Below are 547 nucleotides of genomic sequence, written 5' to 3' on the forward strand. Positions count from 1 at the left end.
TGTCTGCCAAAAGGGGCGGAAAGCCTTTTCCTCGTCCTGGTCGTGTTTTTGCGGGACCTTTGCCGAAATGTTTTGTTTATATTTTCGCTTCTCTTATTTTGCAATGGGCTTATGGCTTAGGAGCCAATATTGTTCAGTCTAATATTGTCCATCTGACCGGTGATTTTCATGCAACTTTAGCCGAGACGACATGGTTGGTTGCAGCCTATATGGCACCAAATGTCAGTGTGGCGATTATGTTGATCAAAATTCGCTATCAATTTGGTTTGCGTGCTTTTGCTGAACTGTCGATCCTTGGCTTCGTTTTGGTTTGCGCGTTGCAGCTCTTTGTGACCGATTTGCGTTCTGCGCTGATTATTCGCTTTTTTGCTGGGATCGCTGCTGCGCCTTTGGCTTCGCTTGCGTTACTTTATATGATGGAGGCTTTTGCGCCAGCGAAAAAGTTTACTGTTGGTCTTAGTTTGAATTATATGAATGCGGCTTTAGCAGCACCTTTATCGCATTTGATTTCTCCTGATTTGTTGGAAAATGGCGGATTTTCCAGTCT

General features: G+C 44.2%; 1 protein-coding gene. It reads left to right on the forward strand.

Annotated features, from left to right (window positions below; genetic code table 11):
• On the forward strand, positions 1–547 hold a 547-nt coding region (locus ACFINC_RS10225; protein ID WP_375617141.1), incomplete at both ends, for an MFS transporter.

It is taken from the genome of Bartonella sp. AP58NXGY, from assembly GCF_042195785.1.
Taxonomy (GTDB): domain Bacteria; phylum Pseudomonadota; class Alphaproteobacteria; order Rhizobiales; family Rhizobiaceae; genus Bartonella.